Origin of the sequence: Silvania sp., from assembly GCF_051656365.1 — a bacterium.
Taxonomy (GTDB): Bacteria; Pseudomonadota; Gammaproteobacteria; order Enterobacterales; family Enterobacteriaceae; genus Enterobacter; species Enterobacter hatchlandensis.
Genome location: NZ_JBOGBT010000041.1, coordinates 1 through 12,329 on the forward strand (window position 1 = coordinate 1; position 12,329 = coordinate 12,329).

General features: G+C 55.8%; 14 protein-coding genes and 1 riboswitch. Of the genes, 7 read left to right on the forward strand and 7 right to left on the reverse strand.

Going from position 1 to position 12,329, the window contains the following annotated elements; all coding sequences use genetic code 11:
* The coding region (locus ACRDD5_RS08960; protein WP_438676549.1) for an ROK family protein at positions 1 to 810 on the forward strand (810 nt) is incomplete at its 5' end.
* A gap of 125 nt (positions 811 to 935) precedes the next feature.
* Positions 936 to 1,631 (forward strand): dethiobiotin synthase, encoded by a 696-nt coding sequence (bioD, locus tag ACRDD5_RS08965; protein ID WP_438676550.1) that lies wholly within the window; start codon positions 936 to 938, stop codon positions 1,629 to 1,631.
* Between the two features lie 354 nt (positions 1,632 to 1,985).
* Here the strand turns inward: bioD and osmV are convergent, their stop codons facing one another.
* The 6 genes from osmV to ACRDD5_RS08995 all read right to left on the reverse strand — a co-directional run bounded on the left by osmV (position 1,986) and on the right by ACRDD5_RS08995 (position 7,576).
* On the reverse strand, positions 1,986 to 3,134 hold the full coding sequence (gene osmV / locus ACRDD5_RS08970; protein ID WP_438676551.1) for an osmoprotectant ABC transporter ATP-binding protein OsmV: 1,149 nt from the start codon (positions 3,132 to 3,134) through the stop codon (positions 1,986 to 1,988).
* A complete protein-coding gene (gene osmW / locus ACRDD5_RS08975) occupies positions 3,134 to 3,781 on the reverse strand; it encodes an osmoprotectant ABC transporter permease OsmW (RefSeq protein WP_271283686.1) in 648 nt (215 codons plus the stop codon). Before osmW ends, osmV begins: the two co-directional genes overlap by 1 nt.
* Before the next feature lie 8 nt (positions 3,782 to 3,789).
* Complete coding sequence (osmX, locus tag ACRDD5_RS08980; protein ID WP_271283685.1) at positions 3,790 to 4,689, reverse strand: osmoprotectant ABC transporter substrate-binding protein OsmX; 900 nt, start codon at positions 4,687 to 4,689, stop codon at positions 3,790 to 3,792.
* A 24-nt stretch (positions 4,690 to 4,713) separates the two neighbouring features.
* Positions 4,714 to 5,424: an osmoprotectant ABC transporter permease OsmY gene (gene osmY, locus ACRDD5_RS08985; RefSeq protein WP_438676552.1), complete on the reverse strand. Its 711-nt coding sequence runs from the start codon at positions 5,422 to 5,424 to the stop codon at positions 4,714 to 4,716.
* A gap of 280 nt (positions 5,425 to 5,704) precedes the next feature.
* Positions 5,705 to 6,328, reverse strand: coding sequence for a glutathione S-transferase family protein (locus ACRDD5_RS08990; RefSeq protein WP_438676553.1), 624 nt, complete (start codon positions 6,326 to 6,328; stop codon positions 5,705 to 5,707).
* A gap of 276 nt (positions 6,329 to 6,604) precedes the next feature.
* On the reverse strand, positions 6,605 to 7,576 hold the full coding sequence (locus tag ACRDD5_RS08995; RefSeq protein WP_438676554.1) for a hypothetical protein: 972 nt from the start codon (positions 7,574 to 7,576) through the stop codon (positions 6,605 to 6,607).
* A 508-nt stretch (positions 7,577 to 8,084) separates the two neighbouring features.
* Between ACRDD5_RS08995 and ACRDD5_RS09000 the strand changes: the two genes are divergently transcribed.
* The gene (locus ACRDD5_RS09000) at positions 8,085 to 8,294 is read left to right on the forward strand and encodes a CsbD family protein (protein ID WP_271283681.1); all 210 of its coding nucleotides are present in this window, start codon (positions 8,085 to 8,087) and stop codon (positions 8,292 to 8,294) included.
* A gap of 129 nt (positions 8,295 to 8,423) precedes the next feature.
* On the opposite strand, the gene ACRDD5_RS09005 is transcribed toward ACRDD5_RS09000, so the two are convergent.
* Positions 8,424 to 8,666: a hypothetical protein gene (locus ACRDD5_RS09005; protein ID WP_438676555.1), complete on the reverse strand. Its 243-nt coding sequence runs from the start codon at positions 8,664 to 8,666 to the stop codon at positions 8,424 to 8,426.
* A gap of 296 nt (positions 8,667 to 8,962) precedes the next feature.
* Positions 8,963 to 9,061, forward strand: a riboswitch (guanidine-I (ykkC/yxkD leader).
* Between the two features lie 56 nt (positions 9,062 to 9,117).
* On the opposite strand from ACRDD5_RS09005, the gene ACRDD5_RS09010 reads away from it, so the two are divergent.
* The 4 genes from ACRDD5_RS09010 to ACRDD5_RS09025 all read left to right on the forward strand — a co-directional run.
* Complete coding sequence (locus ACRDD5_RS09010) at positions 9,118 to 10,176, forward strand: putative urea ABC transporter substrate-binding protein (RefSeq protein WP_438676556.1); 1,059 nt, start codon at positions 9,118 to 9,120, stop codon at positions 10,174 to 10,176.
* A 17-nt stretch (positions 10,177 to 10,193) separates the two neighbouring features.
* Positions 10,194 to 11,009 (forward strand): ABC transporter permease, encoded by an 816-nt coding sequence (locus ACRDD5_RS09015; RefSeq protein WP_438676557.1) that lies wholly within the window; start codon positions 10,194 to 10,196, stop codon positions 11,007 to 11,009.
* Positions 11,006 to 11,782, forward strand: coding sequence for an ABC transporter ATP-binding protein (locus ACRDD5_RS09020; RefSeq protein WP_271283677.1), 777 nt, complete (start codon positions 11,006 to 11,008; stop codon positions 11,780 to 11,782). Before ACRDD5_RS09015 ends, ACRDD5_RS09020 begins: the two co-directional genes overlap by 4 nt.
* Before the next feature lie 4 nt (positions 11,783 to 11,786).
* Positions 11,787 to 12,329, forward strand: a 543-nt coding sequence (locus ACRDD5_RS09025) for an urea amidolyase associated protein UAAP1 (RefSeq protein ID WP_438676558.1), incomplete at its 3' end; no start/stop codon positions are given.

Sequence of the window (12,329 nt, forward strand, 5' to 3'; positions counted from 1 at the left end):
CATCATCAACACAAGCTGGAGCGTCTGACGGCTATCGCCATCACCCTGCCGGGGATCATTGATACCGAAAACGGCATTGTGCACCGGATGCCGTTTTACGAAGACGTCAAAGAGATGCCGCTGGGCGAGGTGCTGAAAAATCATACGGGTGTGCCGGTCTATATTCAGCATGATATCAGCGCCTGGACGATGGCCGAGGCCCTGTTCGGTGCCTCCCGTGGGGCGCGCGACGTGATTCAGGTGGTGATTGACCACAACGTTGGCGCCGGGGTGATCACCGACGGTCGCCTGCTGCATGCCGGGAGCAGCAGCCTGGTAGAGATCGGCCATACGCAGGTCGATCCTTACGGCAGGCTCTGCTACTGCGGCAACCACGGCTGTCTGGAGACCATTGCCAGCGTCGACAGCGTGCTGGAGATGGCGCAGGTGCGCTTAAGCCAGTCGATGAGTTCGACGCTGCACGGCCAGCCGCTGACCGTGGAGTCGCTTTGCCAGGCCGCCCAACAGGGGGATTTGCTGGCAAAAGACATCATTACAGGCGTCGGCACCCATATCGGACGCATTCTTGCCATTATGGTGAATTTGTTTAATCCGCAAAAAATTCTAATCGGTTCCCCGCTGAGCCAGGCGTCGGACGTGCTGTTCCCGGCTATCGCCGACTGTATCCGTCAGCAGTCCCTCCCGGCCTACAGTAAACACATCGCGGTAGAAAGCACCCAGTTTACCAATCAGGGGACGATGGCGGGCGCGGCGCTGGTGAAAGACGCCATGTATAACGGTTCGCTGCTGATCCGTCTCCTGCAAGGTTAACTGTTTTTTATAAATTTACTAAAAATTGCGCTATCTCAAGCTGAGCTGATAGCGCATGCCTTAGACTCCCTCTACTGAATTATTTCCTTGGCTTATATTTTCAAAGCATAACGGTGGAGTGAGTGATGCTTAAGCGTTTCTTTGTAACGGGTACTGATACCTCCGTCGGCAAGACGGTTGTATCCCGCGCCTTGCTGCAATCCTTAATGGCAGGCGGTAAAAGCGTGGCTGGGTACAAGCCGGTAGCCAAAGGCAGTAAACAGACCCCAGAGGGATTGCGCAATAAAGATGCGCTGGTGCTGCAAAGCGTCTCCTCCCTTCAACTGCCTTATCATGCCATTAACCCAATTGCGCTCAGCGAAGACGAAAGCAGCGTGGCGCACAGCGGGCCGGTCAATTACACCCTGCTGTCGAACGGTCTTGCCAGTCTGAGCGAGCAGGTCGATCACGTGGTGGTCGAAGGTACCGGTGGCTGGCGGAGCCTGATGAACGATTTGCGTCCGCTCTCCGAGTGGGTGGTGCAGGAGCAGCTTCCGGTTCTGCTGGTGGTCGGTATCCAGGAAGGCTGCATTAACCACGCACTGCTGACGGCGCAGGCCATCGCTAATGACGGCTTGCCGCTGGTGGGCTGGGTGGCAAACCGCATCAACCCAGGGCTGGCGCACTATGCTGAAATCATCAATGTGCTGAGCAAAAAGCTCCCGGGCCCGCTGGTAGGCGAACTACCTTATTTGCCGCGCGCCGAGCAGCGCGAACTGTCGCAGTACATCGATTTAACGCGGCTCGGCCGCGCGCTCACCGTAGATCGCGTTCTGGCGTAACGCCCGCGATTTCACCAGGCTGGCGCTAGAGTCGAACTCACCGTTATCGGTTTTCAGCGCTTCCATATAGTCGGTGGGTGCATAGTTACGGCGGCGCAGATAAATTCTGCCCGGACCGCTCCCTCTCCTCTTTGGGGAGAGGGTTGGGGTGAGGGGAAACCTGCTGGCAACTCTGGTCGTTCCGTTCACATCAGGTTCTGGGGCATCGCGATTCCCTCAGCTCGTTCCTGCCGGCGCATCCCTGCGCCTCGCCCCGGCCTTGCTTAAACACTTCGGCGATTTTCAGCCGGACCACGCGTCCCTGTAACCTGTTTAATCTTTTACAGCAACTTCATTGGCTTAAGGAAAAAGGGCTTAATTGTCGCTAACGATATTCAGCGCCCGTCGCGTGCGGCCGGAGCTCAGGTACTCCGCAATATAGTCCTGCGAAATTTCGCCGTTGTAACGCCCGTCCTCATCGACAATTGGCATCCAGCTGGTGTTACTCTCATACAGTCGCGACAGCACCACGCGCAGGTTGTCTTCCGCTTTGCCGGTCATCCGGAACGGATGCAGTAAATCGGCGCAGGTACCGCTGGCGTGACGCGCCTCGCGACGCTTCACAAAGCCCAGCGGTTTGCCTTCGTCGTCCACCACGGTGATCGCGCGGATATCGTTATCGTCCATGGTGGCAAAGGCCTCCACAAGTGAGGTAGTGCTGCGCACCGTCAGGGTCGGCTGCTGGTCGGTCACGTCGCCTGCGGAGACCAGCAGCAGACGTTTCAGCGTGCGGTCCTGGCCGACAAACGACCCGACAAATTCATTCGCCGGTTTGGCCAGCAGTTCGTCCGGGCTGGCGCACTGGACGATTTTCCCCTGACGGAATACGGCGATACGGTCGCCCAGCTTCAGCGCTTCATCAATATCATGGCTCACCAGCATTACCGTCTTTTTCAACTTGCGCTGCATCTCGAGGAACTGATTCTGGATCACCTCGCGGTTAATCGGGTCGACCGCACCGAAAGGTTCATCCATCAGCAGCACCGGGGGATCCGCCGCCAGGGCGCGGATCACGCCGATTCGCTGCTGCTGCCCGCCGGACATTTCGCGCGGATAGCGGTTCAGAAACTTATGCGGATCCATCGCCACCATATCCATTAGCTCTTCGGCCCGGCTTTTACAGCGCGCTTTGTCCCAGCCCAGCATCCGCGGTACGACGGTGATGTTCTCTTCGATGGTCATGTTCGGGAACAGGCCAATCTGCTGGATAACGTAGCCGATGTTGCGGCGCAGGGTCACAGTGTCCATGTCGCTGGTATCTTCGCCATTAATCAGGATCTTCCCGCTGCTGGGGGCGATCAGGCGGTTAATCATCTTCAGGGTGGTGGTTTTCCCGCAGCCGGAGGGGCCGAGCAGGACGCACATTTCCCCTTCAGGCACGTTCAGGTTGACGTTATCCACCGCCTTCACGGTCTGGCCCTGCTTCTGTGAAAATTGTTTGGTGAGGTTTTCCAGTTTTATCATTATCGAATCCCTTTTGGAGTCAGAACGACCTGCAGACGATGCAGTAACGCGTCGAGCACAATCGCTAAAAGACAAATCATCAGTGCGCCAGCAATCAACATCCGAATATCACTCCCGCCGATGCCGTTCAGCAGCAGAAGTCCCAGACCGCCCGCGCCAATCACGGCGGCAATGGCCATCACGCCGATGTTCATCACCACGGCAGTACGAATACCGCCGAAGATCACCGGCAGCGCCATCGGGATCTCCACCCAGCGCAGCCGCTGCCAGAAGGTCATACCGATGCCGCGACCCGCTTCACGCAGGCCGGGCGGAAGGCTGTCCAGCGCGGTATGGGTGTTTCGCACAATCGGCAGCAGCGAGTAAAGAAACACGGCGGTGATCGCGGGCAGGGCGCCAATCCCCTGACCGATCAGCGAAAACAGCGGGATCATCAGGCCGAACAGAGCAATAGACGGGATGGTCAACACCAGCGTGGCAATCCCCAGCACCGGCGTTGCCAGCCATTTATGCCGGACAATCAAAATGCCCAGCGGCACGCCAATAATAATGGCTAAGCCTACGGCCAGCGCCACCAGCCACAGATGCTGCAGCGTCAGGGTGAGCAGATAGTCCCCGTTATCAAGAATGTAGTGAATCGTCTCCATAGCGCCTCCTACAGCAGCTGCTTGCTATGCAGGAACTCACGAGCGACCTGCTGGGGTGACTGATGATCGATATCCACCTTCTTATTGAGCTCGGTGATAACGTCGTTACTAAGCTGGCTGGAGAGGGTGTTCAGCGCCTCCTCCAGACCGGGATTGGCCGCCAGCGTGTCTTTACGCACCACCGGGGTCACCGCATAGCTTGGGAAGAAGCCTTTATCATCTTCCAGCACTTTCAGGTCAAAGCCCTTCACGCGCCCGTCGGTGGTATAGATAAGACCGGCATCAACAAAGCCGTCGCGCACCGCGTTATAGACCAGTCCCGGGTCCATCTGGCGGATCTGCGGGCGGTCCAACGCCATCTTGTAGGCGGCCTGCAGCGGTTTCATCCCGTCGCTGCGTCCGCTAAATTCCAGGTCCAGGCCCAGCAGCCAGTTGTTATCCGGATCGGTTTTGCGGACCTGTTCAATTTTTGCCACCAGTTCCGACATGGTGTTGATATGTTCCGCTTCGGCGCGTTTACGCTGCATCGCGAAGGCATAGGTGTTGTTCATGTCTGCCGGATTGAGCCACACCAGGCCATGCTTTGCGTCCAGCCGTTTCACCGTTGCGTACGATTCCTCGGGGGACATGCGTTCGTTGATGTGGTTAAAGATGATCAGCGAGGTGCCGGTGTACTCCCAGGTCATATCAACCTGTTTGTTGATCATCGCGTTGCGGGAAATCACCGTCGCAATGTTGGTTTGCGGTTGCACCTGAAAGCCTTTTTTCTGCAGATACTGCACGGTCATTGCCGACAGAATGTGCTGCTCGGTAAAGCTCTTGGTCGCCAGAATCAGCGGCGCGGCGAGCGTCTGGCTGGAAAAGAGCGCGGCAGCGCACAGCGCCGTCAGGCTGGAGAACAGTCTCATAAAAGCTCCTTGTTATTGTTATTGTTATTGTGCGAGATGTGGGCTCATCAGACGCCCCAGCGCCGCCAGCAGCGTATCCAGAATTAAAGCGAACAGGGCGGTGGCGGCGGCACCGAGGATCAGCGTCGGGAAATCGTTCAGGTAGATCCCGGGGAAAATCAGCTCGCCATAGCTGCTGGCACCAATCAGGAAGGCCAGCGGCGCCGTACCCACGTTTATCGCGGTGGCGATGCGGATCCCGGAGAGCATTACCGGCCAGGCGTTCGGAATTTCAACCTGACGCAGGCGCTGCCATTTGGTCATTCCGATGCCGTTTGCCGCTTCCAGCAGCGAAGAGGGTACAGAGCACAGTCCGGCATAGGTGTTACGTACAATCGGCAGCAATGAGGCCAGGAACAGGGCGATGATGGCAGGCGTATCGCCGATGCCAATCACCACCATCGCCAGCGCCAACACGGCCAGCGGCGGCAGCGTGTTGCCGACGTTGAAGATTTGCATCACGTATTCGGCAAACCCTTTTGCCGCCGGGCGGCTCAGGAGAATACCGCTCGGGATGCCTACCAGCAGGGCAAAGAACATGGAGGAGAAAACCAGGATCAGGTGCTGTTGCCCAAGATAGACAAGGTCAACCTGGCGCGCTTTGATCGTCTCGAACCCAATTCCCCAGGTGAGGAGGGCAAGGGCCACGATAATTGCGCCGACAAAAAGCAGCGAACGTTTGAGTAATAGGTGCATTGCGGTGTGTCTCCCTGTACGCATGCGTTATAGCAACCACCGGTTGCCTGTTGTTATGCCATGATTCGGCAGGGGTATTTCAGCTATAGCAACGGAATGGAAAGGGTTCCAGCGAAGCGGCAAAATCAGTAACCCTATGAATCCAGTGACAACTTAGGTTAAGCCTTATGGAATAAGGGCTGGATGAGGGCAGGCAGAATAGTCCTAAAGAGAAGCGCTAAAAGTGACACCGTAACGCAGGAGGGGCAACCCGCACGACTGAGGTGCGGGTTTGAGGAGGCTAAAGCATGCCGTTATTACCGTGACGTAAAAAGGCCGGGCGCTGATTCAAGCGTGCGAACCAGGCCTCAATCGCGGGTACAGCGGGATGGTCAAAGGGGGTCATCTTCCAGCGGTTCACCGATAACCCTAGCACCACGTCGGCGAGGGTAAACGTATCACCTGCTGCCCACGCGTTGGTGCGTTGCAACTGCTGTTCGAGGATCGCGATGCAATGGTTCCACTCGGCTATTCCCGCAGCGATTCGGTCGGGATCGTTATAGTCCGGATTCTTGCGCCCCAGTGCCGGGAAGACATAGCGCCAGGCGTTGTTAAATTCGCTGGCCTGCCAGTCCATCCAGCGTTCGACGTTGGCACAGGCCTGAGGTTCATGGGGCAGCAGATCGTCGCGCCCGGCAATACGTGCCAGATAGCGGCAAATGGCGTTGGATTCCCACAGAACGAAATCACCGTCAATCAGCACCGGCACCATGGCGTTCGGGTTTAAGGCGCGAAAGGCGTCCGTTTCTGTAGAGGCAAAACCGCTGCCGTAATCCTCCTGCTGCCAGGAAAGATTTGCTTCTTCACAGGTCCAGAGCACTTTACGCACGTTGATCGAGGTGGTTTTGCCGAGGATAGTAAGCATGGTACTGGCGTCCTTTTGAAGGGGGAGATCTCAGCACAATACAGTAGTCGTGGAGGGCGGTAAGGGCAAATTCTGGGGGGGGAGGCGAGATCGCGCAGAGCAGTTAAGGTGAGTCTGGCACTCCCCTTTATTCACATTCCGGGGAGTGCCAGTCCATCGTCCTACCTAAAATTAATGCACAAATAATGCAATTAAAATAATAATAGGGATCGGGACGCCGAGGAAAAATAACAGTAAAGAACGCATTTTATTCTCCTGAACAGTTACTGGAAATGATTATAAATCACGTTGGCGACCACCAAAGGTTGCACAGAGGCTGGCAATGAAGGCACCTGACAACAGTGAAACAAATGTCCATAACGCGAGGTAACTTGACGTTTTCCGCGCCTTATCGGCGGCTTCTTTTGCCTGCGCTTTGACTTCTTGCACCTTGGTCTGCGCTTTTGCGTAAATATTCTGTACCCGCTGTTCGGCCTCTTGTTGATTCATTCCCGTATTTTGCGCCACTAAACTGGCCACATATTTAAGGTCATCTGCCGGAAGTGCACCCGTATTAATGCTGTTCAGGAAAATGCCTGCGACCTCTGTTGATTGTTCTGGCGTAACAGGTTTCACCTGCGGTTGACCTGGTGTCATTGCGTCTGATGACGCAGCATCAGTGGGCTGTGCCGGGCTGGTGGTGGTTCTGAATAATGAATTAATGAAATAACCCATCGATGAGTTTGATTCGCCGTTCGATGCACTGGCCATGCCCGTCATCGATAACGATGAGACACCGCCCGCGACCGAGCCTACGGCTTTTGCGCCACCGCCGATAATCGATCCAATTGCGCTGGTAAGTAACATAGCGGAGACGAGTGCTGCCACAGCCCATGCAAGGAATCCATGCGCTGTATCGCGGAAATAAACCTCATCAGTGTGCGTATCGACCCATTTAGACCGCAGTCGACCTGCCAGATAGCCCCCCATCCCGGATGCCGCAATTTGCGTGAACATGAGCCATGCAATTGTTGCGATGCCGATTGTGCCTGCATCCACCCCTTGATTTCCGTAGGGAGAAACTGAAGACAGTCCCAGGCCGACACCCAACATAAGTAAGAGCATGGCTAGCGATGCTGCGCCCGCTGCACCGGCAAATATAGCACCCCAGGAGACGGCACTACTGTTTGTGGTGGGAAGAGAGACGTACTGGTCAATATTCCCGCCCGCAACAGGTGTACGTTGAACCGGAGTATAATCACTTGTCATATCCAATGCCCCAATTAATAAAATCTGGAAAAAGCATGCCTGTAATAACTACGCGATCAATAGATGAAACAATCGCCTGGTTATAACGTGCATATTGTTGGTTTGATACTTCATATAAGAACTTCAGCCATAAAAATAGCCCGTTTAGATGGTGTGCTAAATACTGTGGCATCACCATAACTCACTGATCTAATAGTAGTAGATTGTTTTCAATTAACCATTGGCAGCATGAAAAAAATTAATCATTTAAACCTAACCAATTGATATTAAGCATTTTGGCTTTTTTTTCGCGTCACTTTATGGGAGTGATGTTTATTTACGCTCTGTAGGCGTGTTGTGCAGTTTAATTGCGCTTCGCTTGCTGTGGCATTATAAGAATACTCCTAAAGTACCGGGTTACTTGCGTATTAATAGTTGTTAATTGCCAGCGAGCCGCCAAAAAATAAAAAATGAAGCTAAGCTTATTCAGGCAATAACCTAATTTACCGAACCTAACAGGAGTTATACGATGAACGAAGATCGCATTAGCGGTAACTGGAAGCAGTTCAAAGGTAAAGTGCAGGAACAATGGGGTAAGCTCACCAACGATGATATGGATGTTGTAGAAGGTAAACGTGAGCAATTGGCTGGACGCATTCAGGAGCGTTACGGCTACACCAAAGAGCAAACAGAAAAAGAGATGAAAACCTGGGAAGATAACAATCGTTATAAATGGTGATCCCTCTGGCAGCCCCTTTCCGGGCTGCCCTCCTGCCTGCCCCGCTTGTCACAAGCTATACATCACCAGCTGAACCCTGCCAGGGCCGGGAAAGGGGAGAGCGCCCGTTGTCAGGCACACTATCGTATCTTACTCCGGCTTGCTGCTCTGCACGTTTCCCATGTAACTTCTCACCTGCATCAAGCTTTCGGTCATGCGTAAATTCGCTTGTTTGAGCTTGTCAGCGCGCTGGCTGAGCGAGTTCATTTTTCCCCGGCTCTCTTCTAACGTGGTTTCAAGCTTGTCGACCTCATTGGCGAGCCGGGAAACCATTCTTAAAAGGAGTGCAACCCCGGCAACGACAAGCGCAATGAGCCACCATGACATAAACATGTAAGTCACCCTGAATGATTTCTAACGTACCTACATTTTTATTAGCGTGCGGGTTTAAAGCCATAATAGAAATGCATTAGATCGCGCGTGTTTGCGAGCCAGTACACACAAAAAATCAGCATCTTGTTGCAGGGGCGGATGAAAGCACCGTGATAGTGCATCTGCCCTCCCGCCTCTCACCAAAACAGGGATATCCGCGCGACGGGTATCGATAACTCACTAATAAACCACGTAAATAAATTCTGGCACACGACTTGCAACCCCTAAAAATGAAGGGCAGGGCACCACACAATTTGACAATGGCTGGCTAGGGTTCCGGTTCACGTGAGTGAATGGCTGGTCCAAGAGCTGGCGACCTCTGAGAGGTTACACGGCGGGACAAAAACCCGGGAGACAGCAGCACCAACGGTGTCGCGCTGCCCCCTAATTTTGGTCCACTCAGAGGTCAAGCATGAAGAAAACGCCACTACTCCGCACCCTTATCCTGTCGCTGGCGATGCTGGTCAGTCTCCCCACCTTTGCTGCCGTCAAAAAAGAGTTTAACGTCTGCTGGACCATCTACGCCGGGTGGATGCCCTGGGGCACCATTAGCAGTAGCAAAATCATTGATAAATGGGCCGACAAGTACGGCATCAAAATTAATGTCGTTCAGCTTAACGACTATATCGAATCCATTAACCAGTACACCGCAGGCCAGTTTGACGGCTGCACCATGACCAACATGGATGCGCTGACCATTCCGGCGGCGGGGGGCGTGGATACCACCGCGCTGATCCTCGGCAGCTACTCGGAAGGCAACGACGGCGTAGTGATGAAAGGCGAGGGCAAAACCCTCACCGACCTGAAAGGGATGAAAATCTACCTGCCGGAGCTGTCCGTTTCCCACTATCTGCTGGTGCGCGGGCTGGAGAAAGCCGGGCTGGCAGAGAAAGATGTCACCGTGGTCAACACGTCTGATGCCGATATTGTTTCGGCCTTCGCCACCGCCAACGTGCAGGCCGCCGTGGCCTGGAACCCGCAGCTTTCAGTCATCAAAGCCACGCCAAAAACCACCGAAGTGTTCAGCTCTTCGCAGGTACCAGGTGAGCTTATCGACATGATGGTGGTCAACAGCGAAACCCTGAAAGACAACCCGGCGCTGGGTAAAGCCCTGACCGGGGCGTGGTACGAAATGATGGGCCTGATGAAAGCCCAGGATGCTAACGCCCTGAACGCAATGGCGGCGGCGTCCGGCACCGATCTGGCGGGCTACCAGGCGCAGCTGAAAACCACCCATCTGTTCTACACCCTGCAGGACAACATCGCGTTTCTCACCTCGGCGGAGCTGGCGAAAACCATGCAGCGCGTGGCGTCATTCTCCTTTGATAAAGGTCTGCTCGGCGAGGGTGCCCAGAGCGCCGATTTTATCGGCATGCTCTTCCCCGGCGATGTCACCCAGGGCGATGCCAGCAACGTGAAGCTGCGCTTTGATGACAGCTTCGTGAAAATGGCCGCCGCCGGCACGCTGTGAACACTGACGGAGCTTCCATGCGACAAATTAATCGCCATCCCACCCCAGGCATGCGGCTGATGCTGGTCATGTTGCCCTTCGTCCTGCTGCTGGCTGCCTACTTTTTTGGCTCGGCGGTGCGGCTTGAGGCCAACCCCCAGGACAAGCTGCTGCCCGGCCTGCAACAGATGCTGGACGCGCTATCGCGGATGGCGTTTACCCCGGATAAACGCAGCGGCGAGTACCTGTTCTGGGTCGACACCCTGGTGAGCCTTGCCCGTCTGTTAACCGGGCTGGCGATTGCCTCGCTGATTGGTCTGTGCATTGGCGTCACGGCGGGAGTGTTCCCGCTGTGGCGGGCCTCGCTCTCGCCGCTGATGACCGTGCTGTCGATGGTGCCGCCGCTGGCGATTTTACCGGTGCTGTTTATCGTCTTCGGGCTCGATGAACTGTCGAAAATTATGCTGATTGTGATTGGCATTACCCCGATGCTGGCCCGTGACCTTGAACACCGCGCCTGTGAAATTCCGTCGGAGATCCTGATCAAAGCCCAGACGCTGGGGGCGAACAGCTGGACCCTGGTGCTGCGGGTGGTGCTGCCGCAGTTGCTGTCGCGCCTGCTCACCTCTCTGCGCCTGCTGCTCGGGTCGGCATGGTTATTCCTGATCTCGGCAGAAGCCATCTCCTCGACCGCCGGGCTGGGGTACCGCATTTTCCTCGTGCGCCGCTATATGGCGATGGACGTCATCATCCCGTATGTCCTGTGGATCACCCTGCTGGCCTGGCTGATGGATCTGGCCCTGCGCCAGCTCCACAAACGCTGTTTCCCGTGGGCGGAAGGAGGCAAAGCATGAGTTTTATCACCATCAACAATATCTGGCAGGAGTACGGCGACCACGTGGTGCTGGAGCGCCTGAATCTGCAGATTAACGAGGGGGAGTTTTGCTCGATGGTCGGTGCATCCGGCTGCGGCAAATCGACCTTTCTGCGCCTGCTGCTCGGGCAGGAAGCGCCCAGCCGTGGCTCGATTACCCTCGATGGCCAACCGCTGCGCGCCGAACCCGACAGCAGCCGGGGCGTGGTGTTTCAGCGCTATTCGGTTTTCCCGCACCTCAGCGTGCTGGATAACGTGGCTATTGGCCTTGAACTGCCGCAATCCCCGCTGTTTGGGCGCCTGTTTGGCGCGAAAAAACGCGCCGCGCGAGAACAGGCCGCCCAGATGCTGGAAAAAGTCGGCCTCGGACACGCGCTGGATAAATACCCGGCGCAGCTTTCCGGCGGGATGCAGCAGCGCCTGGCCATTGCCCAGGCTTTTATCACCCAGCCACGGGTCCTGCTGCTGGATGAGCCGTTTGGCGCCCTCGATCCGGGGATCCGCAAAGACATGCATGCCCTGCTGCTGCAGCTGTGGAGCGAAACCCGGATGACGGTGTTTATGGTCACGCACGATCTCTCCGAAGGCTTCAACCTCGGCACTCGCCTGCTGGTGTTCGACAAAGTGCGCCTCGACCCGCAGGCCCCGAACGCCTTTGGTGCGCGCATTACCTATGACATTCCGCTCAACGAGACACGGCTCTCCGCTCTGAGCGGTTCGGCTCCCGATAACGTTTATGCATTAAGGGGATAAACCTGTGAACACGACAACTTTACGCGATGCGGTCCTGCCGGGCGGCGGCCATCTCTCTTTTGTGCTCAAACGCGGGCAGATCCTGCGCATGACCGACATCGAAGGCGGGGCTAACGTCAGCCTGATGATGCTCAACCCGCATGAAAAAAGTGAACGCCTGAATCTGCCGGACACCCTGAAAGGCCAGCACACCGCGCGCCTCACCGCCGGGCACTGTTTCTATTCCGATATGGGCCGGGTGCTGGCGGGGATCGTCGAGGATACCTGCGGCTGGCACGACCCCTTTGGCGGGGTGCTCAACGCCGCTGAAGTGACGGAAAAATACGGCCAGGGGCGCTATCAGGAATTACGCAACAGTTTCTTCCGCAACGGTACCGACAACCTGCTGGTGGAGATGGGCAAGTGGGATCTCAATCTGGAAGATCTGCTGATGGTGGTGAACTTCTTCAGCAAAGTCTCGGTAAATGACGACGGGGCGTTCCGCTTCCACCGGGACCACTCCCTGCCGGGCAGTTACGTAGAGCTGTTCGCCCCGATGGACGTGCTG

What these genes read in the sequence shown, in the direction of transcription:
- osmX (WP_271283685.1), bottom strand. Translation starts at nt 4,689, where the DNA reads ATGAGACTGTTCTCCAGCCTGACGGCGCTGTGCGCTGCCGCGCTCTTT.
- osmV (WP_438676551.1), bottom strand. Translation starts at nt 3,134, where the DNA reads ATGATAAAACTGGAAAACCTCACCAAACAATTTTCACAGAAGCAGGGC.
- ACRDD5_RS09015 (WP_438676557.1), top strand. Translation starts at nt 10,194, where the DNA reads ATGCGACAAATTAATCGCCATCCCACCCCAGGCATGCGGCTGATGCTG.
- ACRDD5_RS08995 (WP_438676554.1), bottom strand. Translation starts at nt 7,576, where the DNA reads ATGACAAGTGATTATACTCCGGTTCAACGTACACCTGTTGCGGGCGGG.
- ACRDD5_RS09005 (WP_438676555.1), bottom strand. Translation starts at nt 8,666, where the DNA reads ATGTTTATGTCATGGTGGCTCATTGCGCTTGTCGTTGCCGGGGTTGCA.
- bioD (WP_438676550.1), top strand. Translation starts at nt 936, where the DNA reads ATGCTTAAGCGTTTCTTTGTAACGGGTACTGATACCTCCGTCGGCAAG.
- osmY (WP_438676552.1), bottom strand. Translation starts at nt 5,424, where the DNA reads ATGCACCTATTACTCAAACGTTCGCTGCTTTTTGTCGGCGCAATTATC.
- ACRDD5_RS09010 (WP_438676556.1), top strand. Translation starts at nt 9,118, where the DNA reads ATGAAGAAAACGCCACTACTCCGCACCCTTATCCTGTCGCTGGCGATG.
- osmW (WP_271283686.1), bottom strand. Translation starts at nt 3,781, where the DNA reads ATGGAGACGATTCACTACATTCTTGATAACGGGGACTATCTGCTCACC.
- ACRDD5_RS09000 (WP_271283681.1), top strand. Translation starts at nt 8,085, where the DNA reads ATGAACGAAGATCGCATTAGCGGTAACTGGAAGCAGTTCAAAGGTAAA.
- ACRDD5_RS08990 (WP_438676553.1), bottom strand. Translation starts at nt 6,328, where the DNA reads ATGCTTACTATCCTCGGCAAAACCACCTCGATCAACGTGCGTAAAGTG.
- ACRDD5_RS09020 (WP_271283677.1), top strand. Translation starts at nt 11,006, where the DNA reads ATGAGTTTTATCACCATCAACAATATCTGGCAGGAGTACGGCGACCAC.